The 22,721-nt window shown below is 70.1% G+C and carries 13 protein-coding genes and 5 pseudogenes; 10 read left to right on the plus strand and 8 right to left on the minus strand.

The annotated features are described in order from the left end of the window. Positions 1-60 precede the first annotated feature (60 nt). The 3 genes and pseudogenes from AQJ58_RS25725 to AQJ58_RS44805 all read left to right on the plus strand — a co-directional run. A complete protein-coding gene (locus AQJ58_RS25725) occupies positions 61-906 on the plus strand; it encodes an alpha/beta fold hydrolase (protein WP_067254022.1) in 846 nt (281 codons plus the stop codon). Between the two features lie 487 nt (positions 907-1,393). After that, complete coding sequence (locus tag AQJ58_RS25730; RefSeq protein ID WP_159056331.1) at positions 1,394-4,492, plus strand: ATP-binding protein; 3,099 nt, start codon at positions 1,394-1,396, stop codon at positions 4,490-4,492. Between the two features lie 11 nt (positions 4,493-4,503). Further along, positions 4,504-4,806: pseudogene (locus AQJ58_RS44805) on the plus strand (transposase); the annotation flags it as partial. Positions 4,807-5,242: 436 nt separating this feature from the next. On the opposite strand, the gene AQJ58_RS25735 reads toward AQJ58_RS44805, so the two are convergent. From AQJ58_RS25735 to AQJ58_RS25760, 6 genes are all read right to left on the minus strand, one after another. Beyond that, the gene (locus AQJ58_RS25735) at positions 5,243-8,830 is read right to left on the minus strand and encodes a BTAD domain-containing putative transcriptional regulator (protein WP_067254025.1); all 3,588 of its coding nucleotides are present in this window, start codon (positions 8,828-8,830) and stop codon (positions 5,243-5,245) included. Between the two features lie 363 nt (positions 8,831-9,193). Beyond that, a complete protein-coding gene (locus AQJ58_RS45475; protein ID WP_159056332.1) occupies positions 9,194-9,877 on the minus strand; it encodes a sporulation delaying protein family toxin in 684 nt (227 codons plus the stop codon). A gap of 96 nt (positions 9,878-9,973) precedes the next feature. Continuing rightward, the gene (locus tag AQJ58_RS25745) at positions 9,974-10,948 is read right to left on the minus strand and encodes a sporulation-delaying protein SdpB family protein (protein WP_234360294.1); all 975 of its coding nucleotides are present in this window, start codon (positions 10,946-10,948) and stop codon (positions 9,974-9,976) included. Next, complete coding sequence (locus AQJ58_RS41485) at positions 10,942-11,433, minus strand: SdpA family antimicrobial peptide system protein (protein ID WP_159056333.1); 492 nt, start codon at positions 11,431-11,433, stop codon at positions 10,942-10,944. The genes AQJ58_RS25745 and AQJ58_RS41485 overlap by 7 nt, the downstream gene beginning before the upstream one ends. A gap of 108 nt (positions 11,434-11,541) precedes the next feature. Beyond that, positions 11,542-12,186: a sporulation delaying protein family toxin gene (locus AQJ58_RS25755; RefSeq protein ID WP_067254034.1), complete on the minus strand. Its 645-nt coding sequence runs from the start codon at positions 12,184-12,186 to the stop codon at positions 11,542-11,544. 711 nt (positions 12,187-12,897) lie between these two features. Further along, positions 12,898-13,395: a hypothetical protein gene (locus tag AQJ58_RS25760; RefSeq protein WP_234360295.1), complete on the minus strand. Its 498-nt coding sequence runs from the start codon at positions 13,393-13,395 to the stop codon at positions 12,898-12,900. A gap of 324 nt (positions 13,396-13,719) precedes the next feature. Here AQJ58_RS25760 and AQJ58_RS46010 point away from each other — a divergent pair. Next, a pseudogene (locus AQJ58_RS46010) lies at positions 13,720-13,870 on the plus strand (IS110 family transposase); the annotation flags it as partial. 107 nt (positions 13,871-13,977) lie between these two features. Here the strand turns inward: AQJ58_RS46010 and AQJ58_RS44810 are convergent. Further along, positions 13,978-14,271, minus strand: a pseudogene (locus AQJ58_RS44810) (amidohydrolase family protein); the annotation flags it as partial. On the opposite strand from AQJ58_RS44810, the gene AQJ58_RS43950 reads away from it, so the two are divergent. Together AQJ58_RS43950 and AQJ58_RS25775 are read left to right on the plus strand one after the other, a co-directional pair. Beyond that, positions 14,195-14,566: a hypothetical protein gene (locus AQJ58_RS43950; protein WP_199844686.1), complete on the plus strand. Its 372-nt coding sequence runs from the start codon at positions 14,195-14,197 to the stop codon at positions 14,564-14,566. The pseudogene AQJ58_RS44810 and the gene AQJ58_RS43950 sit on opposite strands and share 77 nt — an antisense overlap. A gap of 291 nt (positions 14,567-14,857) precedes the next feature. Then, positions 14,858-15,910, plus strand: a complete 1,053-nt coding sequence (locus AQJ58_RS25775) for a LacI family DNA-binding transcriptional regulator (RefSeq protein WP_067254040.1) — start codon at positions 14,858-14,860, stop codon at positions 15,908-15,910. Positions 15,911-16,491: 581 nt separating this feature from the next. Here AQJ58_RS25775 and AQJ58_RS41495 read toward each other — a convergent pair. After that, positions 16,492-17,239 (minus strand): annotated as a pseudogene (locus tag AQJ58_RS41495) (IS5 family transposase); the annotation flags it as partial. 130 nt (positions 17,240-17,369) lie between these two features. Between AQJ58_RS41495 and AQJ58_RS25780 the strand changes: the two are divergent. The 4 genes and pseudogenes from AQJ58_RS25780 to AQJ58_RS25795 all read left to right on the plus strand — a co-directional run. After that, a complete protein-coding gene (locus AQJ58_RS25780) occupies positions 17,370-17,717 on the plus strand; it encodes a hypothetical protein (protein ID WP_067254042.1) in 348 nt (115 codons plus the stop codon). A 19-nt stretch (positions 17,718-17,736) separates the two neighbouring features. Continuing rightward, complete coding sequence (locus AQJ58_RS45480; protein WP_079079233.1) at positions 17,737-18,261, plus strand: IS5 family transposase; 525 nt, start codon at positions 17,737-17,739, stop codon at positions 18,259-18,261. 467 nt (positions 18,262-18,728) lie between these two features. Then, positions 18,729-21,956: a hypothetical protein gene (locus tag AQJ58_RS25790; RefSeq protein ID WP_159056334.1), complete on the plus strand. Its 3,228-nt coding sequence runs from the start codon at positions 18,729-18,731 to the stop codon at positions 21,954-21,956. Between the two features lie 75 nt (positions 21,957-22,031). Next, positions 22,032-22,673: pseudogene (locus tag AQJ58_RS25795) on the plus strand (hypothetical protein); the annotation flags it as partial. Positions 22,674-22,721 lie beyond the last annotated feature (48 nt).

The raw sequence follows: 22,721 nt of genomic DNA on the forward strand, positions 1-22,721 counted from the left end.
ACGCGTTCCCCGCACGCTCGCGTGCCGGCCCGCCCTGCCCTCATCCGAAGGAGTCACACGATGAACCCCGATCAGCATCCGCGCCGGAGCGTCCTCGCCGGGGTGCTCGCGGCCGGCGCCACGGCTCTCGTCGGTGCCCCCGCGGAGGCGGCGTCCGCCCGCCCGGCCGACCTCGACGGGAGAAAACCGACCGTCGTGCTCGTGCACGGCGCGTTCGCCGACGCCTCCGGCTTCAACGGCACCATCACCCTGCTGCACAAGGCCGGCTTCCCGGTGATCGCCCCGGCCAACCCACTGCGGGACGCCGCGGGCGACGCCGCCTACCTCTCCAGCGTGCTGGACACCATCACCGGACCGGTGATCCTGGCCGCCCATTCCTACGGCGGCGTCGTCATCACCAATGCCGCACGCGGACACACGGGCGTCAAGGCGCTGGTGTACCTCGGGGCGTTCGCCCCCGATGAAGGAGAGAGCGCGCTGCAACTGGCGCAGCGCTTCCCCGGCAGCGAACTGGGTTCCGCTCTCCTCGCGCGCCCCTACCCGTTGCCCGGCGGCGCGCAAGGAACCGACGGCTACATCGACCCGGAAAAGTTCCGGGCGGTGTTCGCCGCGGACCTGCCCGCCTCCGAGACGCGTCTGATGGCGGCCACGCAGCGGCCCGGGTCGGTCGAGGGTCTCGGCGGCCCGAGCGGAACACCGGCCTGGAGGACGATTCCGTCCTGGTACCTGATCCCGACCGAGGACAGGGTCATCCCGCCCGCAGCGCAACGGTTCATGGCCGGCCGCGCCGGCAGCACGGTGACCGAGGTCCGCTCCTCGCACGTCGTCATGATCTCCCACCCGCATGCCGCCGCCGACGTCATCAAGGCCGCCTACCTCGCGACCCGCTCAAAGGCCCACCGGTGAAACAAGGGCTTCCGCGTCCTGGCGCCCGCCTACCCCGGTTTCGACGTTGAGGTGGAGGCACTCAACGCCGACCCCGCACCGATCGAGCAGCTCACCGTGCCCGCCATCATCTCCGCGGCGTCGGCGGCATCCACCTCCAGCCAGGCGCAGACCTCTGTGCCCTCGTTGATCACGAATACGGGCGGCAAGGCGTGGAGCAGTCGTTCATGACCGCCGCGCCCGGGAGGCTGTGGAACGGTTCCTGACAGCGGAACGGGCGGCGGCCTCACGCCGGTCGCCCCCGTCGGCCGACGCCGCGATCTGGATGTTCGCGTCAGCACGGTCGAGACATGCCGCTCCGCACCACGACGGCAGACTCGCCACACCGCAAGATCGAAAGCCGATGCACCGCAAAGGCACCCCGCTAACATCCGATCAACAGTGCGGGATCGCGCCCTGAGGCCGGGGCGGTGTGTTTGTGGGGGGCGAGTTGGCGACGTTCGGCGCGATGCTGTTGGATTTGCGCCAGGCATCGAAGCTGACACAGGAGGAGCTGGCCGAGGCTGCCGGGTTGGCGGCCCGGTCCATCCGGGATCTGGAGCGGGGCAGGCGGGCGCGGCCGCAACGCCGCACGGTGCAGATGCTGGTGTCGGCGCTGGGGCTGAATGACGCCGAGGCCGCCGCGTTGCACGCGGCGGGCCGGGGCGGCCAGCAGGTGAGCCCTCCCGTCGACGACGACGCGGCGGAGTCCGGCCTGCTCGATCGTCAGGACCAGCTGATGATGCTGGAGCGTGCGGCCGGTGAGGCCCGGGCGGGCCGGGGCGGCGTGGTGCTGGTCCGGGCGGACGCGGGGATGGGGAAGACCGCGCTGCTGCATGCGTGGGCGGCCCTCCAGGACCCGCGGGAGATCCAGGTGGTGTCCGCGAGCGGGGCGGAGCTGGAGCAGGGCTTCGCCTTCGCGGTGCTGCGGCAGCTGGTCGAGCCGTTGCTGGCCCGAGCCGGTGACGCGGGGCGGGCGCGGCTGTTGTCGGGTCCGGCGCAGTTGGCGTCGCACGCTCTGCGTGTGGAGGGGACCGGTGAGTTGTCGCCCGAGGTGTCGCTGAGCCTGTTGCACAGTCTGTACTGGCTGATGGTGCATGTCACCGACGAGGAACCGGTCGCCTTGGTGGTTGATGACGTGCACTGGGCGGATGTCCCGTCGGTACGGTGGTTGGAGTACCTGGCCCGGCGTGTGCGGGGCCTGCCCTTGCTGCTGGTGCTGGCGGGGCGGCCGGACAGCGGGGCCGGGGTCGAGCCGCTGCTGGAGCGGATCGCCGGACAGCCGTACTGTCGGCTGGTCGGCCTGCCCGGGCTGGACGTCGACAGCGTGACCCGCCTGGTGCGGGTGAGCCTGGGGCCCGGCGAACCGCGGTTCGTCGCCGCATGCACCGCGGCTACCGAGGGTAACCCGTTGCTGCTGCGCGCATTGCTGCGGACCCTGGCCGACAGCCAGGTCAGCGCCTCCGACGAGCAGGCCCATCTGGTGGAGGAGTTCCGCGGCCGGATCCTGGCCGGCACCGTGGCCAAGCGGCTGGTCGAGGAGCCGGAGCCGGTTCTCCGTCTGGCGCGGGCCCTGGTGGTGCTGGGGGACGGGGCTCCCTGGAGGATCACGGCCGAGCTGGCAGGACTGGGCGAGTCGACGGCACGGGAGCTCGGCGGCCGGCTGCGGCGGATCGGTGTGCTGGCGTCCGGTGAGCCGGCACGGTTCGGTCATGCCCTGGTCCGCGCCGCTGTCGCCGAAGCCGTCCTGGGGCCGGTGGAACTGGCCGCCGGTCACGCGCGGGCAGCCGAACTGCTGCGACACGACGGCGCAGCCGATGATCTGGTGGCAGCACACCTGCTGCTGGCCGAGCCGGGCGGTGAGAGCTGGTGGGTGGACGCCCTGAGACAGGCGGCGCGGTCGACTCGTGGCCGCGGGGCCCCGGAGATCACCGTGGCCTATCTGCGCCGGGCTCTGCGCGAGCCGGTGTCTGCCGAAGAGCGTGGTCCGTTGCTGCTGGAGTTGGGCAAGGACGAGATGCAGATCGATGTGGGCGCGGCCAGGCACCATCTGACGCAGGCCTCGGCGACGTTGACCGACCCGTATGCGCTGGCCGAGGCGGCCGCCATGCTCGGCAGCGCGCTGTTCCTCAGCCATGAGCACGAGCGCGCCGTCGACGTCCTCGCCCGTGCGGTGGAGGACCTGCGGCGGAGCGACGACGGTACCGGCCTTGCCCGGGAGGTGTCGTGGTTCCTGCAGGCGCAGATGCTGTTGATCGGCTATGACCAACTGTCCACCCTCACCACGGCCCGGCGGCACGCGCGACGACTGTGGGACCACAAGCTGGCCGGTGACACCCCTGGTGAGTGCATGGTCCTGGCCGCGCTGTCCGCCTCGGCCACCACCGGGGAGGCCAGCGCCCAGGTCACCAACGACCTCCTCGACCGGGCCCTGCGAGGCGGCCTGGTCGCAGCGGACGCATCCCAGATGCTCGTGACCCTCGCCGGGCTGGCCTTCGTGGCCACCGACCGTCTCGACGACGCGGCCGCGCGATTCGACCGCATCGCCGACACGGGCGGCCGATGGGGCTCCTTCCTGCTCGTCTCGTCCGCGATGACCTGGCAGCTGCTCGTGCAGTCCCGCCGCGGCAGGCAGCTCCCGCTCACCGCTGACTTCGGACACCCCGTCACGACGGCCGACCAGGGCCTGGAGCCCCGGATCAGGCTGGCGCTGATGACCCACGTGGGCGAATCACTGATCGAGCGGTGCGACCTGACCTCGGCGACGGCAGCGCTCACCGCGGACGCCGAATTCGACCGGGTGGGCTGGACCTGGCAAGGCCCGGCGTTCCTCGCACGCAGTCGTCTGCACGCGGCGCGGGGCAACCCGGCCGCCGCCCTCGCCGTCCTGCACGAGTACGGCGCGCAGGAGAACCGCGCACAGGTCACGGCCCTGGCCCTGGCGCCCTGGCGGTCGCAGGCGGCCTTGCTGCACTTCACGCTCGGACAGCGGACGGACGCTCTCCAGCTGGCCACCGAGGAACTGGAACTGGCCCACCAGTGGGGCACCGAGCGAGCGATCGGGGTGGCTTCACGCTGCCTGGGCGTGATCCTCGGCGGCCCCAGAGGACAGGTGCTCCTGCGCGAGGCCGTGGCCCTGCTGAAGCGGTCTCCTGCCAGACTGGAACTGGCCCGCGCCTACTACGAGCTGGGTACCGCCCTCATGCGCACCGGCGAGGCCGACCAGGCCCGCCGGGCCCTCACCCGGGCGCTCCACCTCGCGGACGCCTGCGGCAGCCTCCTGCTGGCCTGCCGAGTACGCGGAGCGCTCACCGCGGCGGGAGTGCGCCCGAAACCGGCACCGCCGGCGCCCCCGAGTCTCTCCCTGACCGAACACCGGCTGGTCGAGATGGTCCGCGCAGGTCACAGTGACCGTCAGATCGCCCAGGCCCTGCTCCTGACCCCGCTCGACGTGATCGGACTGATCGAGCAGGCAGGCCGGAAACTGGGGGCGGCCAACAGGTCGGAGCTGGAGCGTGTGTCGTGGGTGGGCTCGTCGGCTGATCGGGCAGGTCTGTCCGATCAGTGATCCCTGATGCGATGGGGGCCCGGATCACGCCGCCGATGCCGGCCGATCCGGTTCGCCGGCGGCCTGGGCCGATCACCGCCGCACGCTCGAAGCCATCGCGTGGGAGAACCGCACCGACTCGCCCCGGCGGGACCTCCCGGACGAGCTCGGCTCGTTCCGGACCGCTCACCATCCGCTCATCCGGTGGGCCGTCGACGGCACGCGGGAGAAGATCTTCGCCGCGTCCTCGCCCAGCCGATGCCGTCGATGACATCGGCTGGACCGGGTCGGTCGACTCCGCCGTCGTCCCGCCCACCAACAGGCCCGTCGGCGCCGAATGCCTCATCCTCGGCGGTGTCGGTGGCGTCGCACTGAGGGTGTGAGGCTCTGTCCCGCGCTCTTGGTTTGTTCCGGTAGATCTTCCGGTAGTCCGTCCCGTTCTTCTTCCTGGTGTCTCTGTCGGCATCGATGTTTTTCTGTACGCGGTCAAGCAGCCACCGGGTCAGGAGATCCGCCAGACGCAGGCGTACGACTGCGGAAGCGGGTGATCCGGTGGGCGCACGATGATGTCGACAATCCCCGGAGGGACGTTCTCCCAGTGAACCTGCTCCACCTTGTTGTCGGTCCGGTCGAAATCCGTGGAGGTCTCATGTTGCCATGGCGCTCCTGACCGCTGACGGCTCGAACGATCCGGTCGAGATCGTTCTGCAGGGCGGCGCCGGGCGGGTCCGTCCCCTGAGACCGGAGTCACCTTGAGGGCCCCCGGGCCGATCACCGAACCGGCGAGGTTGACGAGGCCGAATCCAGAACTGTTCGGGGGGACTCCGGCCCCTGATGAGATGTCATGCCCAGGGCGCGGAAGATGTCCTGGGCCTCCCTCCGATACGGGGCCGGGTCCTCCTCGCCGGTCGTGGCGACGGCGCGGCCGAGGATGTCGAGGGCCTCGGCCAGGGACCTGCGCCAGCCGGTGCCGCGGTGCACAGCGAGGGCCTCGCGGGCGCGGGCGGCGGCGGTGGCCGCCTCGCCGTGCAGCAGTTCGGCACGGGCCAGGGCGGTGAGGACCTCGCCCTGCACCATCAGGTGATCCGTGCCCCGGGCGATGTCCAGCGCCCGGGAGATCTGCTCCCGGTCGGGAGGATCGGTCACGGCGGCCAGGCCGAGCAGGGCACGTGCCCGCAGTTCGTCCGCGCCGCGTTCCTCGGCCAGCTTGAGCGCTTCCCGGTAGACGAAATCCGCCTCGCCGGGGCGGCCGAGGGCGAGCAGGACGCTGCCGAGGGCGATGCGGGCGTCCGCGCGGTAGTACTCCTCGCCGTCCTGGTCGAAGAGACGGGTGGCGGTCGTCGCCATGTCCAGGGCGGTGGTGAGATCACCGGCGTCGCGGTGGACGGAGGACTGGAACCGCAGCACGTACGCCTCGCTGCCTTGTTCGCCGCTCTCCCGGACCATCGTCAGGGCGGTCGTCAGGTGGTGCGCCGCCCGCGCGGAATCCCCGAGGAGGTACAGGGTGCGTCCCAGGTTCGCGTGGGTCAGGATCCGGTTGTGCTGGGAATCGAGGTTGCGCGGAGCACGCTCGGCCCGCCGCAGACGGTCCAGTGAATCGGTCAGGCGGCCCAGGTCGCGCAGCGTGATCCCGAGCGTGAGCAGGACGACCGGGTGACCGTCCGGCATGCCGTTGCGCCGGTCGACCTCCGTGGCCCGTTCCAGGTACTCCGCGCCGCGTGTCAGCCGGCCGACGAGCCAGTTCACACTGGCGAGGTTGGTGAGCGCCACAGCCGTACCCTCCAACCAGCCGCCTGCCTCGGCGAGCTCGAGCGTCTGCTCGAAGTGAGGGATCGCCGCATAGGGGAGGCTCTGGTGAAGGTGCGCGGCGCCGAGCAGGTTGTGCATGGCGGCCTGGGCCACGGGCTCGTCGGCGGCACGGGCGGCGTCCAGGGCGGCCCGGCCGAGGGCCGCCCAGTCCACGGCGTTCTTTCGGGTCCAGGAGTGGCCGACAAGGGTGTACGCGAGCCGCCAGGAGGCAGGGTGGCACTCGGCGGCGGCCTGCTGGACGGCCGCGGCGAGGTTGGGCAGTTCGTCGTCCAGCCAGCGGATCGCCGCGGCGGCGTCGGGGATACGAGGCGGGGGCACGGCGATGGCGCGGCAGGCGCCGCCGTCGCCGTGAGTGCCGGCGTCCGGGCCGCTGGTGCCGGTGGGGGGCAGGGGGGCCTGGCCGGGGTACAGCAGTTGGGCGCAGTGGCCCGTGGCGTTCAGCAGCCAGGTGTACAGGGCGTCGGAGGCCGCGTGGCGGTCCTCGGCGGTCTCCTCCAGGCGCAGTCGCTCGGCCGCGTACAGCGCGACCAGGTCGTGGCGGCGGTACCGGCCGACCCGGTGTTCCCGCAGCAGATGGGCGGCGGTGAGTCGTTCCAGGAGTGCGGCGGCCTCCGCGGGGGCGAGGCCCGCGACGACCGCGGCGGCGCCGAGACCGGTCTCCGGGCCGGGCACCAGGGCCAGCAGACGGAACATCCGCCGGGCCGGAGCGTCGAGGGCGTGGTACGAGAGGTCGAAGGCACCGCGTACGGCGGTGGTCTCGTCGCCGGTGACGGACAGGGCGGTCAGCCGGTCGCCGTCGCGCAGTTCGGCGGCCTGTTCCTCCAGTGTGCGCCAGGGGGTGTGGTCGAGGTTGGCGGCGGCGATCCGCAGCGCCAGGGGAAGGTGCCCGCAGGCGTGGGCCAGTTCGGCCGCCGCCCTCGGGTCGGCGTCGACTCGCGCCGCGCCGAGGGTTCGATGCAGCAGGAGCCGGGATTCGGCGGGGCTGAGCACGTCCACCCCGATCCGCCGGGCGCCGTCGCGGGCGGCGAGTCCGGCCAGCCGGTCGCGGCTGGTGACCAGCACCAGACAGCCGGGCCCTCCGGGCAGCAGCGGCCGGACCTGCTCCGCGTCCGCTGCGTTGTCCAGGACGACCAGCATCCGCCGCTCGGCGGCCAGGGTCCGGTACAGGTCGGCGGCGGTCTCCGGCGTCCCCGGAATGACTTCCGCGGCCACCCCCAACGCCAGCAGGAACCGGGTCAGCGCCTCCACGGGGCGCACCGGGCCCTCCGGTGAGTGGCCGCGCAGGTCCACGAAGAGCTGACCGTCGGGGAAGCGGTCACGCACCCGGTGCGCCCAGTGCACGGCGAGGGCGGTCTTGCCCGCGCCTCCGGGACCCGTCAGGGCACAGACCGCGCTCCCACCGGCGGGTCTCTCCCCGGGGGCGGGCAGCAGGGCGTCCAGCCGGGCCAGGTGATCGTCGCGTCCGGTGAAGAACGCGGCGTCGTAGGGCAGCAGGGCGGGGGCGATCGGCGGGGCGGCGGGGGCCGGTGCCGGTGCCTCCGCCGACGGCCGGGAGGTGGCGGCGCGCGGTACGTCCATGCGCAGGACCCGTCGATGGGCGTCGGTCAGCTCCGGACCCGGGCGGACGCCGAGCTGGTCGTCCAGCCGGTCCCGCAACGCCGTGTACAGGCTCAGGGCGGCGGCCTGCTCGCCCGAGGCGGCGAGTGCCAGCATCAGCCGGGCGTGGACCCCTTCGTGCAGCGGCTCCAGGTCGGCGGTCCGGCGCAGTTCGTGGACGGCGTTCTCCTGTGTGCCCGCGGCGAGTGCGCTGTCCGCGTACGCCTGGACCAGGGACAGGCGCAGCCGGGTCAGGCCCACGGCGGAGGGGTGCTCACGCAACCCCGGCGGCATGCCCTGGAGCACGGGGCCGCGCCACAGCCGCAGCGCCGCCTCGGCCTGCGCGTACGCCTCGGCCCGGTCGGTGGGCTCGCCCCCGTCGTCGGCGAGGGAGGGCAGGGCGCGCGAGGCCAGGGCGGTGAACCGCGCCGCGTCCGAGTCCTGTTCGTCCAGGTCCATGACGTAGCCGGTCCGGGTCCGGCGCAGTAGGCCGCCGGGCGGGTCCTCCGAGTGTGTAGCCGGGGTGAGCAGCCGGCGCAGCCGGGCCACGTAGGTGTGGATCATGTTGGGGGCGCTGGCCGGGGGCCGACCGTCCCACAGAGTGTCGACGATCTCGTCCTGCGACACGGCGGTGCCCGGGTGCAGACCGAGCAGGGCCAGCAGCGCGCTCTGTTTCGCCGCGCCGGGTTCGGCGGGCCGGCCCGCCACCTGGAACAGGAGGGGACCTAGGACGTCGAGCCGGAGCTGCCGTTCGTCGACGGGTTCCGGCGCGCTGTCCGGTCCGAGGACCTCCATGAGCCTGAGCACCGACGGGCTGTGCGGTGACCGCGCCCGGCCTCGCTCGATCTCGCGGATGGTGCGGGTGCTGACCCCGGCGAGTTCGGCGAGCTGCGGCTGACTCAAACCCAGCTGCGCCCGACGGCCACGGAGCCAGGGCCCCAACTGCTCAGCCATGCACCCCTGCTTCTCCCCGCATCCCCGCCGCCCGGCACCGGCGGCGGCCTCACCAGGCGGAACCTCCCGCCACAGGAAGATGACAGTACGTGCGCGAGCGTCGCGTGGAGAGATCCTTCTCCGCCAACCACTGGCTGAAAGGTCTCAGGCAGAATTGAGCCAACATCACGTCAATTTCCTTTATATGCAGGCACCTTGCGCAGGGAATGCAGCGCTGTCCCCGTCCGAAGCCGCCGGGCGGGGGCAGTGCACGAGACGACCGCTGCCCCATTCGGACGGTTGGGCGGACGAAGCCCCCCTCTGCCCGGAACGAGGGCGGCAAGGCGGCTCCGCCGCACACGACGGAGCCGCCCTTTCGAGGACTTACTTGCCGGCCAGCAGCTTGGTCACGATCGCTACGGCCTTTTCGGTCGTCAGACCGCTCTCGCCTTCTTCGGAGTCCGCCCTGAACAGCAGCTTCGTCACGGCCACGGCCAGATTCGCCACAACGGCCACGTTCACGACCGCGACCTTGTTGGTCGTCACGAAACTGATCGTGCCCGCGCCCACGCCGGCGTCGGTGTTCTTGCCGGTCCCGAACACCGCACCGGAACCGGTGCCCGTTTCAGTGACTTCCTTGCGGAGAGTCGCGGCCATGGTGTCCAGCCGCTCCAGCCCGTCACGGACCCGGTACGGGTCACCCGACGTGACATCCGCGCGGAACGTTTCGGCGAACCCCGACTCCTTCAGCGTGGCCAGCGCCAGAAAGACCTCCACCTCCCTGGGGGTCGCACCGACGACCTTCCCGGCCACCAGCGCCAGATCCGGATACTGCTCGGCCACCACCCCCTTGCCCATGAACCCCAGGATGATCTCCGCCGCCGTGTACCGCGCACACTGCTCATCCACGTTCTTCGACTGCACCGACGCCCCCGACACACCCGCCGTACCCGTCGACGCCACCACGCCCACAGCCACCGCGAGCGCCACCGCGCGCGCCCCCACAACCAGACGACCTCGGCTCTTACGCATGATGAGTTCCCATATCTTGTCGAATTCGGTTTCCACACGGCATGGAGCGCCCCCGCCCAGAGACGACCGACCGGGGGCGATGCACGTAAGGGGGCGGTGCCCCACGGCATGTTCGGGCCGCCGAAGCGTCCCTCAGCCAGGAACGAGAGTCGTGTCCCGCAGTGATGTGTCGGCCGCCTCGTCGTCACGGGCCGCGCGCCGCGCTCGTAGCGCCGCGAACCGGGGAAGGGCGATGTTCGTGCTCGGAACCCGGTAGGCGATGACCAGGGCGCCGAACATCATGAACGCGAAGCTGAAGAGGCCCATGAAGAGCGCTATCCCCGCGTGGAGAGCGATCCCCAGCCAGAGCGTCCTGCGGCGCACCTCGGCCTTCCAGAAGAGCGAGAACGCCAGGGAGAGTTCCATGACGAGGACTCCCCAGGTGAGGGCGGCGACCGTGTACGCGTTCTCCAGCAGGGGCTGCATCACGGGCTGCCAGAACGGCAGGAGCCCGAAGGACGGATCGTTGAGCCAGTAGGCGAGAGCGGTACCGTCGGCCCACTCCGCCACGCCGAACTTCGCCACGGAGGACTGGAAATAGATGCCGGCCACCTGGATCCGGATGGCCCAGTGAGTGACGTAGCAGAAGGCGGCGGCGGAACCGCCGAGTTGCTTCGAGCCGCCCTCGGTGCTCCAGTGCCACCTTCTGTCGTCCACCAGCCCGAAGGGAACAATGGCCAGCGTGAGAATCAGACCCACCATGTCTCCGCCCTCGGGAAGACTGAGCGAGGAGGCGATGCTGAACGCGACCCACCAGTGCGGTATCACCCAGAACCTCGGCCGCCAACCGATCATCACGGGGATCAGAACGGCTGCCAGCAGATAGCGGCGCGCGTCCGGACTCAGCGCGTCCCCGCCGACGCAGAATCCCGAGATCGCGGACAGCCCGTCGCAGTACGGGGCGTCCTTCATGCCGATGACAGGATGGAACAGGGCCGCGGCCGGGGTGAGGAACAGTGTGGCGAACATGCCCACGGCCATCAGCGTGCGCATCAGACCGTACACATTGGTGCGCGGGTCGAACCGTTCGGCGGCTTCGGGCACCGCCGGGATCCTGAGTCTCAGCACTGGATGTTCACCTCCGCGGCCTTCGTGACCCGGTGCTGGCCTTCTGTCAGCTTCCGCCAGGCCCATGGAATCGGTTCCTCAAGGGTGAGCACGGTCTTCCCGCACAGCGTCGGGATCGGAGAATCGTTGCGGATCTTCGGAGCCTTACCGAAATCGCCGACGCCGCAGTCGGAGACCGTGTTCCCCTTACATTTCTTCCAGGCCCGCCCCGGTGTGGCATACATCAGGGTTGCCAGCTCCGGGCCCTGCGCCCGCGCTCTTCTGCTGGCCCCGAACGCGTTGGACGGACTGGCGTTGGGTCCGATGAGCAAGCTCCGTGGCTGCCCGTCGGACGAAATCCTGTAAGCACCGTTCGACGGGCTCCGCGGGCTCTTCGTGAAGAACGACCAGCCCTGGGGCCACACCTTGCTGACGTACTGACGCGATTCGACGACTCCCGGCGAAGTGACCGCCGAACTCGGCAGGGCCACCAGCAGCGACGTCACACCGACCGTTCCCCACAGAACGGCTCCGCCGAAGAAAGCTATGCGAGACATGTCTCTTCACCCCCAAGGCGGCTCCGCCGCACGCAGCGGAGCCGCCCTTTCGAAGACCTACTTGCCGGCCAGCAGCTTGGTCACGATCGATACGGCCTTCTCGGTCGTCAGACCGCTCTTGCCAACCTCGAAGTCCGCATTGAAGGAGACCAAGATCACGGTTGAACGGTCGCCCTTGCCCGAGTCCACGGGCACGTCGGTGGCTTTCTTGTCCGCATTGAAGTTGATCAAGACCACGGTTGAATCGTCGCCGTTGCCCGAGTCCACGGGCCCCTCGAGGCCGTCCTTGTGGACGGCCACGCCCATGGCGTCCAGCCGCTCCAGCGCGTCACGGACTCGGAACGGGTCACCCGAGGTGACATCCGCGCGGAACTTCTCGGCGAACCCCGCCTTCCGCAGCGAGGCCAGCGCCAGAAAGACCTCCACATCTCTGGGGGTCGCACCGACAACCTTCCCCTGCACCAGGGCCAGGTCCGGATACTGCTTGGCCACGACCCCCTGACCCATGAACCCCAGGATGATCTCCGCCGCTGAGTATCCCGAGCACTTCTGCTCCGCCTTGGCCACCTGCTCCGCGTGCGTCGGCTGCGCCGCTGACGCCCACGACGTACTCGCGATACCCGTCGCCGCCGCCACACCCACAGCCACCGTGAGCGCCACCGCCCGCGCCCCCACGACCCGACGTCCCTGGCTCTTGCGCATGATTCCTCGTCTCTTCCTGCATCGGCTTCCACATGACACGGAGCCCGCATCCATCGGCTGCGGCGTCTCCGCTCCTCGACTCTAGAAAAGCGGGGGCAACAGAACGCTGGACCGATTCTGGACCACCCACCAGCCCCCTGACCTGCGAAAACACACCCGGCGGCGCGAACACAGGCAGCGGCACCGGCAGTTCCTTGCCGGTAACCGGAAACGCGTGACTCACTGAGGCAGTTGACCAGCCGGCATTCAACCGGCCCCAAGTCTCCGCCGCGGACAGTCCGCGCTCCGGTTCTTCGGCGCGTACGCACGCTCGCTGTATCTGATCCCGCGCCGACAGCGAACCGGGTAACTCGAGCGAAGAACGTCCCGGCCGGCCGAAGACCGACAAGCTGGATGCCATCTGGCTCGCCAAGCTCACGGAACGGTGGCATGCTGCGCGCCCCACCCGTACTGCTCCATGTGCCATGGCATCCCTGCGCAACCTGGCCGTCGGCGCTCTCCGAGACTCACCGTTCGGCCGAACACCGCCGCCGGACTCCGCCACCACACCCGCGACGCCGACCGACCACTGATCACCCTCGGCATCACGGGATGGACCAAGACACCACACCTGAACGACGTGGCCCTGGTGTACGGCCCCAGGCGGCGTTCGTCGGTTGGGCATGGCGAAAGGGGCCGCACCGGGATGCGGCCCCTTCGTGGTCTTGTGCATCAGCAGCTGGAGGCGCCCTTCGGGCGGGGGTCGCGGAGGTACGGCTTGCCGGTGAGACCCTTCAGGACGTTGGACGGACAGGTCGCGATCCACGCGGCCCCTGCGTCATGGTTCTTGACCTTCTTGTCACTGCAGTACTCGACGCGGTCCGCGGTCTTGAAGCACTGGAAGGCCGGGTAACCGCTGCTCTCCGGGGTATCTTCACCAGAGCAGCTGAGGGCGCCCTCCGGGCGAAGGTCGCGGAGGTACGGCTTGTCGGTGAGGCCCTTCTGGACGTCGATGGGACAGGTCCCGATCCACGCGGCCCCTGCGGCATCATTCTCGACATTCGTGTCACTGCAGTACTCGGCGCGGTCCGTCTTGAAACACTGGTAGGCCGGGTAACCGCCGCCCTCCGGGAACTCTTCGTCAGTGCCGGCGGCGAAGGTGGTTCCCGCCCCGGCGAGGAGGCCGGAGACGGCCAGAAGGGCGACGGGCAGGACGGTGCGGATACGCATGGCTCTCCTGTGCATGTGATCGGCGTGTGAGTCGGGCCGATTTCTTCTGGGCTTCTCCCGAAGCCCCGTCGGTCGGCCGCTTTCGGGATCAGAGCCTAGGAAGCGGCCCCACAGAAAAAGCTGGAGCCGTTCTGGATCCGTCGGACCGGTCTGCCTATAGCTGCTGACCTGCCAAAACGCCGCTCATTGAGGGAGGTGGCACATCGTGACCGGCAAGGCGGAGTGAGGAAACCGGCAATCGACCGGCAATCGAGCCGCAGAGGCTCGTTCAGGTGATCCGTGTGGTTCGATCATGTGATGCCCGGGCCGAGTGATCCTCACCCTGCCTCGACCCAGGCAAGGGCCGCCCGGCTCACCCTCGCCCAGCTCCGAGCCGCCCGAACGCAGCGGGCGCACCCGGCCCTTAGACACCGAGGCCGAACACCGCCTTCCCAGCCCTCCAGGCCTCGCCCGGAGCCAACGCCCACTACCGGCGCCGACGCGACCAGGGTGACTGGTATGAACCCGGCCGCGCCCCGACCCCCGCTCGGGGATCGACGTGATGCCCGCGGCCAGGAGCGCGCCGGCCATCTTCTTCTGGGCGGCGAGGACCAGGTCCGGACTCGGCGGAGGGGTCACCTGGCTGACGAGCCCTTGGGCGTCGTCCGTCAGCCGACCGGTCGGCTCCCCGTCGGCGCCGCGGACGATCTTCCCGCCCGGCGGGTCGGGGGTGGTGCGGTCCACTCCCGCGAGGGCGAGCGCCCTGGTGTTGGCGAGGCTGTTGTGGAAGTCGGAACCCTGCAGGTAGATCGGGCGTCTGGTGTTCAACGAGTCGAGCAGCGACTTGTCCGCCACGGTGCCCGCGGGCAGCAGGCCGACGGGGTTCCAGTCGGTCACCTGGAGCCAGCCGTCCGGTTCCTGCGCTGCCGTGGCGTCCAAGCATCTCCTGGATCCTCGCGCGGAACTGCGCAACCGTCGTGCTCGCGTTGCCCAAGGACGGGTTCAGGGACTGCGCGGCCGCCCCCAGCGGGTGCATGTGCCCGTCCTGGATGCCCGGCATGACCGTACCGCCGTCGGCATCGATGACGACGGTACGGGGGCCGATGCGCCGGCGTATGTCCGCGTTGCTGCCGACCGCGAGTACCTTTCCGTCGGTGCCGACGGCCACCGCCTGCGCGCGCGCCGCCGGTGATTCCGGTGAACACCCGCCCGTTCAGGACGACGGTGGCCACCCGCACCGGGGGCCGGCCGGTCGCGGCCCGGGCGGCCGTACCGGCACCGGCCGCCGCGAGAGCGCCCGCCCCGGCCGCGGCCAGGAACGTCCGCCGCAGCAGCGGGCCACCCGCGGACCCCGCGGAGGGGCCGTCGAGAACGTCTGACATCTGATCACTCCTCACCCGGCGGACGCACCGGCCGCCGACGCCCGGTACGGTGTGTGCTCAACGTCGTAACCACAAGCCGCCGCAAAGCCGTTGGGGTGCAGATGACGAGCTCGCCTGTCTGGCGGCGTCCCACACTCGGCGCAGTCGCCGCACGGGCCGGGGTGTCCACGGCCACGGTGTCCAACGCACTCAACGGCACCGGACGGCTGTCCGAGGCGACCAGGCAGCGCGTACTCGCCGCCGCACGCGAACTCGGGCACTCCCAGGCCAGCGGGGCCCGTGCCGTGGCCCACGGCGGCACCGGAGTGCTCGGCCTGACCATGACGACGTACGGCGACCTTCCCGTCCCGTACACCCAGATCCCCTACTACGCGCAGCTGACGCTGAGTGCCATGGCGGTGGCGCACGAGCGCGGCTATCTGCTCACGGTGATGCCGAGTTCCCTGTCACCACTGATGTGGCTCAACACGCCGATGGACGGCGTCATCCACGTCGATCCGCGCGCCGATGACCCGGTGCGTTCCCTCCTGCGCGAGCGGGGCATCCCCATGGTCTACGACGGCCGGCCGCCCCAGCCGCACTGGTGCGACACGTGGGTCGACACCGACTACGAAGCGGGCCTGCGCCTCCTGCTCGACCACCTCGAGGAGTCCGGCGCCCGGCGGATCGGGCTCTGCCTGCCCGTTCACGACGACACGTACCCGCACCTGATCGCACACGCGTACCGGTCATGGTGCGACGAACGCCACCTGCCCGTCCTCGTCGAGGAGTACGCCTCGCTGCCCGACTACTTCGCTACCGAACAGGACGCCGCCGGCCGGCTCCTCGAGGGCGAACCACGGCCGGACGCCGTCATCGGTGTCTACTCCGACTCCGGCCACAACATCCTCGCCGCCGCCCGGCGCCACGGGCTTCGAGTTCCGCGGGATCTGCTGGTCGCGTGCATCAGCGAAGATCCGGAGTACGCGATGACGACCCCGCCCGTCACCACGCTCAGCCTCCGCCCCGACCGGGTGGGCACCGAAGCGGTCGACCTGCTGATCGCTCTGATCAACGCCCGCAGCGGCGTGGACCGGCGACGACTCGTGCAGCCGACGCTGATCCCTCGCCGGTCCACACGGCACCCGACACGGCGGAGAGACGGCACAGCGTGACGGCAGGGCCGCGAACGCATCGGCGGGCATGACCTCGCTCCAGACGCCCTCTACGGGTTCACGTCCGGTGCGCAAGAGGGCAACCACACGATGGCGCGCCGGTCGGGGGCGGCACGTGAGCGAAGCCGCAGCAATCGACCGCTCGGGGACGGGCGGCGAGCACCCGCGCCGTCAGGTCCGGCGAAGGTCCGTGGCGTACGAAGTTGTTCTCACTCCACCGCTCGGGCGTCGGGCGCGAGCCGGTGCAGGCCAACACACCACGGGCTTTCGATATCCCGGTCGAGTCGTTGAGCTCAGGCCCATGCTGAACGACTGCAACGGAATCCACGTTGGCCTCTGCCGCTACGAACGCACAGCAGACCCCTGCGCCCGGCGCCTCCTCCCCCGCCGCCGACGGAGATCACCCACAGGGGTCAGCACTTCGTCAATCCGCTCGCCGAGGCGTCTTTCCGGCGGACGTGCGGACAGATCCCTGCCGTCCTGGGCCGAATCCCCCGGCTGGTGTGGCGGACCGACCGGCGGGCCGTGCATCTGCTGCTCGGCTGCCAGCCCGTCGCGGGCGTCTCGGCCACCGTGCTGCTGACCGCCTCGGAGCGGTGGGAGTGGGTCTCGTAGTCGCGACGGTGTTGCATGAACCAGCCGAAGGTGCGCTCGACAACCCAACGCCGAGGGATCACCTTGAATCCTTTGACTCCCGGGTCGCGCTGGACGACTTCGACGTCGATTCCCAGGCGGGCCCCGTGGTCGATGGCCTTCGTGCAATGGCCGGTGTCGGCCCACGCCCTGGTCACGCGAGGGGTCGCGGCAGAGATCTGGGAGAGCAGATGGATGCCGCCGGCGTTGACGGAGACGCTCGCCGCGGTCACCCAGACGGCCAGAAGCAGGCCGAGGGTGTCGACGCCGATCTGACGCTTGCGACCTGCGATTTTCTTGCCCGCGTCGATTCCTTGGCTGGATGAGGGAACGTTGGCGGAGGTCTTGACGCTCTGGGCGTCCAGTACGCTGCGCTCGGCTCGGCGTCGCGGCCTTCGGCCTCGCGCACAAGGCGTCGCAGCGCGCCGTTGAGCTGGTCGAAGATGCCCTCTTTCTGCCAGGCGGCGAAGTAGCCGTAGACGGTCTCCCACGGCGCGAAGTCGTGGGGCAAGTAGCGCCAGGGGATCCCGGTGCGGTCGACGTAGAGGATGGCGTCCAGATGCGGCGCAGGTCGTGCTCGGGCGGGCGGCCGATCTCCAGGCCTTTGCCTCTGCGCTCAGCCCGCCAGGCGACGAGTGTGGGACCGATCAACTCCCAGCGGGCATGGAGCAGACAGGAGCGACTCCACCCAGGAATTGCCGGTCGATCATGGACGAGGGATTGGCGTACTGCTTGGGTAGAGTGCTGCCGCCCTGGTGCGGTCGAGGACGGCTTTCCAGGCCGACGCGGGTGTGGATCTATCGTGAGGGCCTGGGGAGGGGGTGCCGTGGAACGAGATGTTCAGCTGGTGCGGGACTTGATCGCGGTCGCGCCTGGCTTCCAGGACCTACTTGACGCGCATGTCTTCAACGAGGGCAGTGTCCTGCCCCATGTGTTCTTCTGGGATGTCGTTCAGGAGACCGTCGCGTCGTTCCTTGGAGAAGACGGGACCTGGCGCGTCACGCTGCGGTTCCTGGAAGAGCAGCTTCGACTTGATCTCCCCGAAGTGAGCCAGGTGGTCAGCACTTCGTTCCTCTTCAATCTGCCATGGCCGGACCAGCCCGGATACGGCCTTGTTGATCACCTTGGTCCCGCCATGAGTGCGCGGTTCGCTGCGATCCGACCGTCCGGCTAGGGCTTGCGTGGTCGACCGTGTGACTGCCGCGTGGCGAGACCGTTGCTATGGCCATAAGGCCGGGCTATCCGAGAATGCGGAGTGGGTACGGCTGCGGCCGTTCCTGCCGGTCAGCAGTAGGCGTTGTGGCCGTTGGCGGGATCACCGGCAGGTGATCGACGGGATTCTGCACCGGGTGCGGACCGGCGTGCAGGGGCGTGACCTGCCCGAACGGTTCGGGGCATGGAAGGCGGTCTACGAACGGCACCGCCTGTGGTTGGCCGACGGGACGTGGGAGCGTCTGCTCCAGCAGGTCCAGGCCGCGGCGGATGCCGTAGGCGAGGACTGGGCTGTCTCGGTCGACTCCACCATCGTGCGGGCGCATCAGCATGCGGCGGGTGCCCGCACCGACCCGCCGCCGGCGCCCGCTTCAAAGGGGGCCGAAGGGTCAGAACATCAGGACGAAACTCCGTGGCAGAGCCTGCACGCCCGCCTGGTGGAGGTGGTGCGGGAGGTGAGGGCCTGGGCCGCTCGCGCGGCGGCTTCACGACCAAGCTCCACCTGAGCGCGGACGGTCATTGCCGCCCGCTGTCCCTGATCGTCACACCGGGTCAGCGAGCGGACTGCACCCAGTTCCAACCGGTTCTGGAGAAGATCCGAGTCCCGAAGTCGGGGCCGGGCAGGCCTCGCAAGAAGCCCGACAGCGTCGCGGCGATCCCGGAGAAGACCGGCAGCCAGGCCGCCCGCCTGCGCAAAGGCTTACGCGGCGGGCGGCCACCCGGCTTCGACGAGGAGCAGTACAAGAAACGCAACACCGTCCAGGGTGGGCGAGGCGTTCGGGGCGGTCAAACGCTTGCGGGACATGGAGTCCTCCACAGGAAGGGCGGTGGGCAGGTGGGGCAGCCGGCCGGCTTGCTGTCCACGTCGAGGCCCCCGAAGGACTCGGCTCCGAGTTGCGATGTGCCCTCAACAAATTTGGTCATTTGCGCTGTTCGCGTCCTGTCGGGGGGCGGGAGGGGAGACGATGGTGCGATGAGTGGCGACACGGGGGGCGGCCGACTGGACCCGAGTGGCCCGAAGCGGCCGCGGCCGCTGAAACGGGCGCGGGTGGGATGGCCGCCCGCGCTGCGCAAGCTCAAGGAGCTGCTGTACGAGGTGCATCTGGCAGCGGATGCCCCCAGCCTGGACGAGATCGTCAGGGACATCGCCGACGACGACGGCCTGCCCGGGTCGCCAGGTCCGGATACGGTCCACCGCCTCATCACCGACAACGAACGGCCCGGCCAGCAGGCCGATGTGGTGGCCGTGGCCACGGTGCTGGCCCGCCGGGCCCGCTGGGATGCACCGGATCTGGCGGGGCGGGTGCGCGAACTGTGGGTGCAGGCGGGGACGGCGCAGGGGGCGGGGCGCCCGATCAGCGACCTTCGCGGCGATGTTCGGCTCGTTCTGGACGGAGGTCTAGGGGTCCACCCGGCGCTGGACACCGATGGCGCCCGCGAGCGGTTCGGGGCCCTGCCCGCCTACGTCCCGCGGGACCACGACGCGCACGTGAAGGCGGTGGTCGATGCGGCGAAAGCCGGGCACAGCGGCATCGCGGTCCTGGTCGGGGGTTCGTCCACGGGCAAGACCCGCGCTTTGTGGGAGGCCGTCGGCGAGTTGCCGGACAGCTGGAGGCTGTGGCATCCCCTGAGCCCCACCGCGCCTGATGCGGTTCTGGCTTCACTGCCGGACATCGCCCCGAAGACCGTGGTGTGGCTCAACGAGGCCCAGCATTACCTGACCCCGACCCCGCTCGGTGAGCAGGTCGCGGCGGGCCTGCGGGAGCTGCTGAACGATCCGTCCCGGGGCCCAGTGCTGGTCCTGGGCACCCTGTGGCCCCAGCACTGGGACACCTTGACCACCCGCGACCGGCACGCCGGCGCCCGCGAACTGCTCGGCGGGCACAAGATAGACGTGCCGGATGCCTTCACACCGGCCGACCTGGCCGCACTCGATGCCACCGACCCCCGGCTTGCGCAGGCCGCGCAGGACGCAAAGAGTGCGCAGGTCACCCAGTACCTGGCCGGCGTGCCGTACCTGATGGACCGCTATGGCGCAGCCCGGCGAGCAACCCTGGCCTTCATCCACGCGGCGATGGACGCCCGTCGCCTGGGCGCTGGCCTTCACCTCCCGCTGGCCTGGCTCGCCGATGCCGCCCCCGGCTACCTCGACGACGACGAATACCGCACTCTCGACCGCAATTGGCTGACCCGGGCCCTCGACTACGTCACCACGTCCTGCAACGGCATCCCCGGCATCCTCACTCTGGTCACCAACAGCGGCCCCCGCAACCAGCGCACCCGCCGTGAGCCCACGCCCAGTCCGCAGGGGCCGCACTACCTGCTGGCCGATTACCTCGACCAGCACGGCCGCCAACACCGAGCCGAGACCATTCCGCCCATTGACTTCTGGACTGCAGCCGCCCAACGCGCCCGCCCCGCCGACTTGTGCATCCTTGGTGAGGCCGCCTGGAGTCGCGGCCTATACCGCGACGCTGCCCAGCTCCACAAGAACGCCACTGCCCACGGTGATCCCAACGCCCCGCAAAGCCTCGTCAGTCACTTTCGAGACCTGCATCCCACCGACCCCCGCCCTGCCCATTGGGCTGCCGCGCACGCGGCCATCGACCACCCAGGTGCGGTATCCCTTCTGTTCGACTACCTGACGCACGGGGCCGTGGAGCAGGCCATGGTCCTTGCCAAACGTGCCGCCGCGCATGTGGCCCTCGACGACCCGGGTACGGTGCTTGGGTTGCTGGCCAGGCTGCGACGGGACGGGGCCATCGAGCAGGCCACGACCCTGGCCACACGCGCTGCCACACACATGGCCCTGGACGACCCGGGCGAAGTGACCCGGCTTTTGGACGACCTGCGACGGGCCGGGGCTGTCGAGCAAGCCATGGTCCTGGCCAAACGTGCCGCCGCGCATGTGGCCCTCGACCGCCCGAAGGAGGTGGCCCATGTGCTGCAACAGTTGCGGGTGGTCTATGCAGACGATCAGGTGGCTGCGCTGCTGGCCCGTGACCCCGCGGCACACGTAGCCCTCGACGACCCGGGCGCGGTAGCCCATCTTCTTTACCAGCTACGGGAGGCCGGGGCCGTTGCCCAGGTGGCTGCGCTGCTGTCCCGTGACCCCGCCGCACAGGTGGCCCTCGACGACCCGGGCGCGGTAGCCCATCTTCTTTACCAGCTACGGGAGGCCGGGGCCGTTGCCCAGGTGGCTGCGCTGCTGTCCCGTGACCCCGCCGCACACGTGGCCGTCAGCTCCGCATACTGGGTGGACAATCTGCTGCGGATTCTGCGGATGGCCGGGGGCGGCGAGCAGGCCGACGCCCTGGCAACACGATTTGCAGCGCACGTAGACATCACCGACTCAAATGAGCTGGCCGGGCTGCTATGGCATCTGCGGGAGAACGAATGCGTCGAGCAGGCCGTCGCGTTGCTGGCCCGTGACCCCGCCGCACACGTGACCATCAACGACCCGGCGGCGGTGGCTGCGCTGCTGAGCGGCCTGCGAGTGGTCTGCGCGGACGAGCAAATCGCTGCGCTGCTGGCTCGTGACCCCGCCGCACACGCGACCTTCGACGACCCGTACGGGGTGTCCCGGCTGCTGTACGAGTTGCGGTGGGCTGGCGCCGTCGACCAAGCCAACGCGTTGTTGGCCCGTGACCCTGCCGCACACGTGACTATCAACGACCCGGCGGCGGTGGCTGCGCTGCTGGGCGAGTTACAAGAGGCCGGGGCCGTGGAGCAGGTGGCTGCACTGCTGGCCCGTGACCACGCCGCGCACGTATCCCTCGACGACCCGCGCGGAGTGACCGGATTGCTGAATCGCCTGCAGAAGGCCGGCGCCGTGGAGCAGGTGGCTGCACTGCTGGCCCGTAACCCTGCCATCCACGTACCCTTCGACGACCCAGAGGGGGTAGCCGGGTTGCTGTACAAATTCCGGGAGGCAGGGGCAGTCGACCAGGTGACTGTGTTATTAGCCCGTAACCCTGCCGCACACGTACCCCTCAACGACCCAAACGCCGTCACCAAGTTGGTGGACAGCCTGCGGAAGGTTGGGGCCGACGATCAGGCCAAGGTCTTGGCCGAGCGGCTCCCCGCCACAGGGAGTTTCCATCATTTCATCAGGCTCCAAGGCAATGCACCCCAGTTCAGACTTGGCCGCGAACCTGACGGGCGTGCCGCCCTTTCGTGGGACTGGGGCGATTTGGAGTGAACCAATCTCTCTACGCGGACACTCGGTAGGGTGTTCGCCTGACGTGGACACGGCCTTCGGCTGATCCTGCGTCCGGACCGTCTGTTCTGTCACGTCTACGGCCGCGGTGGCCGGTCCTCGGACCAGTTCGTGCCGGGCTGGCCCTACTCGTTCGTAGCCGCGCTGGAGAAGCACGGCGGGGAGTTCCGCTTCGCCACACCGGAGACCTGGGGCACTGCGGACGCGGCAACCGTGCAGGTAACCGACCGCTACGGCACCGCCCGCACGATGGCCTGGGACCGCATCCACCCGCGCCTGACCACCCGCTCCACCTGGATCGACCACACCACCGAACTCCCCGTCATCGAAGGAACCCAGATCCGCCTCCAGGTCGACCGGCTGCCCGGCGGGAACGATCCCCTCCCGCTCTGGCTGTGGTCCTCGGCCACCGGCCTGACCGGCGACGACACCGACATCCGCTGGCAGGCGTTCCTCCGCCGCTTCGACCTGGAACACACCTTCCGGATAGCCAAACAGACACTGGGCTGGACCCGCCCCAAGCTCCGCACCCCCGAGGCAGCCGACCGCTGGACCTGGCTGATCATCACTGCCCACACCCAACGTCGTCTCCTCCGTGAGACTGCCGCTGATCTCCGCCACCCCTGGGAACGACCCGCTGAGCCCGGTCGGCTGACCCCGGCCCGCGTCCGCCAGGGGTGCAGGAACCTCCGCCCGCATCGCCAAACGGTCCGAGAGCATCAAAGAACGCTCACGGGCCGGGGGATA

This window comes from Streptomyces sp. DSM 15324 (genome assembly GCF_001514285.1).
Classification (GTDB): Bacteria; Actinomycetota; Actinomycetes; order Streptomycetales; family Streptomycetaceae; genus Streptomyces.

Coding starts and splice junctions, on each gene's coding strand:
- AQJ58_RS25725 (WP_067254022.1), top strand. CDS start 61: ATGAACCCCGATCAGCATCCGCGCCGGAGCGTCCTCGCCGGGGTGCTC.
- AQJ58_RS25730 (WP_159056331.1), top strand. CDS start 1,394: ATGCTGTTGGATTTGCGCCAGGCATCGAAGCTGACACAGGAGGAGCTG.
- AQJ58_RS25735 (WP_067254025.1), bottom strand. CDS start 8,830: ATGGCTGAGCAGTTGGGGCCCTGGCTCCGTGGCCGTCGGGCGCAGCTG.
- AQJ58_RS25755 (WP_067254034.1), bottom strand. CDS start 12,186: ATGCGCAAGAGCCAGGGACGTCGGGTCGTGGGGGCGCGGGCGGTGGCG.
- AQJ58_RS25760 (WP_234360295.1), bottom strand. CDS start 13,395: ATGCGTATCCGCACCGTCCTGCCCGTCGCCCTTCTGGCCGTCTCCGGC.
- AQJ58_RS25775 (WP_067254040.1), top strand. CDS start 14,858: ATGACGAGCTCGCCTGTCTGGCGGCGTCCCACACTCGGCGCAGTCGCC.
- AQJ58_RS25790 (WP_159056334.1), top strand. CDS start 18,729: ATGAGTGGCGACACGGGGGGCGGCCGACTGGACCCGAGTGGCCCGAAG.